The organism is Flavobacterium sp., assembly GCF_049318185.1.
Lineage (GTDB): Bacteria > Bacteroidota > Bacteroidia > Flavobacteriales > Flavobacteriaceae > Flavobacterium.
This window is the reverse complement of the sequence record NZ_JBMOGV010000179.1, coordinates 1-3,036: the sequence shown is the minus strand read 5'-3', so window position 1 is coordinate 3,036 and position 3,036 is coordinate 1. Positions and strand designations below refer to the sequence as shown.

Annotated in this window: 3 protein-coding genes; all 3 read left to right on the top strand. The window is 29.5% G+C overall.

Translation table 11 applies throughout. From position 1 onward, the window contains the following. Positions 1 to 322: 322 nt before the first annotated feature. The 3 genes from ACOYLT_RS11145 to ACOYLT_RS11135 all read left to right on the top strand — a co-directional run bounded on the left by ACOYLT_RS11145 (position 323) and on the right by ACOYLT_RS11135 (position 2,779). On the top strand, positions 323 to 1,567 hold the full coding sequence (locus tag ACOYLT_RS11145) for a phage integrase SAM-like domain-containing protein (RefSeq protein WP_422853920.1): 1,245 nt from the start codon (positions 323 to 325) through the stop codon (positions 1,565 to 1,567). 54 nt (positions 1,568 to 1,621) lie between these two features. After that, positions 1,622 to 2,410, top strand: a complete 789-nt coding sequence (locus tag ACOYLT_RS11140; RefSeq protein WP_422853919.1) for a hypothetical protein — start codon at positions 1,622 to 1,624, stop codon at positions 2,408 to 2,410. Positions 2,411 to 2,506: 96 nt separating this feature from the next. Further along, positions 2,507 to 2,779, top strand: a complete 273-nt coding sequence (locus ACOYLT_RS11135) for a DNA-binding protein (protein WP_422853918.1) — start codon at positions 2,507 to 2,509, stop codon at positions 2,777 to 2,779. Positions 2,780 to 3,036 lie beyond the last annotated feature (257 nt).

Below are 3,036 nucleotides of genomic sequence, written 5' to 3'. Positions count from 1 at the left end.
GTACCTTATAAATAAAGGCCTAAAGAGTGTTGTACAAATCCCTCTTTCTCCGCTGAAAGCCCCTCAAAGAGGGGCTTTTTACATTTCAATATTTTCCTTTTTTTATAAAATCCTATATTTTACGGTACTTACGAGATGATTTGAATAAAGTTGTTCGATGATGTATTATGTCATTTTATACTTTAATTCTGATTCGACAAGTACCCTATTTGGTACCCTACTAAATTGATAAATAATTTGGGTACCAAAAAGTTGGCAATTGCCAACTATAGCTTGAGCTGGGGAACTTTCATAAGTAGTTTTGCTGAAAATTATTTAACTTATGAAAAAATTAAAAGTGTGCTTCTATTTGAAAGGAGACAAAAAGAATCAGGACGGAGAAACTGCCATATATGGCAAAATTTATTTAGGAAATGGCTACTCCACATTTTCAACTGCAAAATACATTCAACAAGAACGTTGGGCAAAAACTAATAGCCTCAGAAATCCTGTTAGAATTGATTTTGAAATCAATTTGAAAAATTACTTAAAAAATTTGACAGATGGAATTGAAGATAAGTACAATCAACTATTAAAAACCTATTCAGGTGATGAAGAGATAACACCATTGTATTTAAAAAATTACTGTTTCAATGATAATCCAGAACACAAAATAACGCTTTTGGAGATTGTTGCAACTCATAACGAATATTTTAAAAAGCAAGTAAAAAAAGGAGACCGTGCTGATGGTTCTTTAGAAAAATATGAGCGAATGGGTGACGTTATATCCGATTATCTTAAATCTAAATTGAAACAAAAAGACATAGAATTTGATAAAATAACTAGAAAATTCGTTTATGGTTTGGATGATTTTTTGAGATTTGAAAGAAAACATGGTGCTAAAATAGGATTAGCAAATAATACTACTGTAAAGTATATTCGGAATATTTCAGTGATGGTCAATTATAATATTACTATGGGATTGATTAGTGGAAATCCATTTTCAATATATGACGGGAAATTAAAAGAGGTTGATACTACTTTTTTGACATTGGAAGAGTTAAGAAGTATTGAAAACAAAGTATTTACAAATAGAAGATTAGACGTTGTGAAAGACATATTTTTATTCAGTTGTTACACTAGTTATGCTCCTATTGATGTTATGAATTTGAGACAAGGGAATTATACATTAGATGAGGATTGTGATAACTGGTTAAAAACCAAAAGGCAAAAAACTAAAGTAAAAACTAATGTTCTGGTAATACCACCACTTAAAAGAATAATTAATAAATACAAGAGTGACCCAGAGTGTATTGAAGACGATAGACTAATACCAAGTATCAGTAATTCTAAAATGAATGCGTATTTAAAAGAGATTGCCGACTTGTGTGGAATTGATAAGAACTTAACTTGGTATGTTGGAAGACATACTTTCGCAACAACCGTAGCACTAGCTAATGGTATACCAATGGAAATTATTAGTCAGATTATGGGACATAAAAGAATAACTCAAACTCAACATTATGCAAAGTTGATGGATAGCTCTGTTAAAAAACACATGAAAGATTTAGAGAATCACTTTGAATAAATCCTTACTTTTGAGAGCCATCATAATGGTGGCTCTTTAAAATATAAATAAACTATGACTAATTCATCTGAAATTAATATTTGTATTGCTGAAATTGGTAATTCAAAAATTATCTTTAATTCCATTAAAGGTAATTATCTGTTCAATAACAAAGTACCACGAGAAATTTCACCAGATTTTTATGAGATTCTTTATAATAAATTTGAAAGCTTCTTATTGGTTCAAATTAGAGAAGGATTAATGGTAGAACAGATTGAAGAACATATTTTGAATACGAAAAATGCTATTTCAACATTAATTTCAACAAGCGATGCACATCGTGTTCATTTCTTATTTTCAAAAAGAGATAAAGTTTTATCGGATGAAGCTGAAAGCACTCATCACGAAATCGTAAGTATAATCTCGATTCAAAAAGCTGTTCTAAACAGAGTTCTATTGCAACTTTATGATGCAATTGACTCATATAAAGAAAATAAAATTGATGACCTTCTAAGTGAAGCAATTCCAAATATTGACTCCAGCTTAATAAAATTCGACAGTGTCGGAAAAGCTACATTTAAATTAAGTAAGAAAGAAACATTAATGTTATTATTCATTTTGGAGCAAGAAAATTTATTAGAATTTAAGTCAATAGAACAAAGAAGGTTATTTATTGAAAATAACTTTAACTTCACAGAGACACGAAGTAATCCAAACAAAGGACAAGCTCTACCATTGAAAGGAATAAGCAGCGAGCTATCCGATTTCAGCAGCTATGTAGAGGGTGATTCTAACAACAAAACTCTAGAAAAACTATTAAAAAAATTACTAGAAACTATTCATCAATATGAATTCAAAACTTAAAATAAAAGAAAATTTAAAGTTGGCAATTGCCTACAATAACTTGACGTAGGCAACTTCTATATGTAATTTTGCAGTATAAATATTAAACAAAATACTATGAAACAAACTAGTGAAGAAATGGAGTCTGTAATAAAACTCCTTGAAGAAATCAAATCCAAATTTGATAAGAATAGACAACCAAAGGAATTCTATCGCAATAGCGACCTCAAAAAACTATTTGGGTTAAGTGATAATACAATTTGTACGTATCGTGATAAGAACATTTTACCATTTACTCGAATGGGTGAAATCTATTATTATCCAATTGCAGATATATACAATATATTATCAAAAAACAGCAACTTCGATTTATTCGGCAATCGTTTTTAGCTAATAGGGACTTCATCCTATACAACATCTTTAAAATCCAGTTTACTATGGTTGATTTCATAGTAAACTGCAACTAAATCAAAAAAGTTAATTATAATAAAATTCTAGTAAATCCCTTGTGGACTTTCTAGCAAGTATTACTATGGAAATTTTTAAGGTTTTAGAATTAATATCCAGTTACTATATGCTTTTTAATTACAGAGCATATATTTATAAGTGAACGTCCTTGATGTTCTACTGGGTGCTGAGAGAATTGA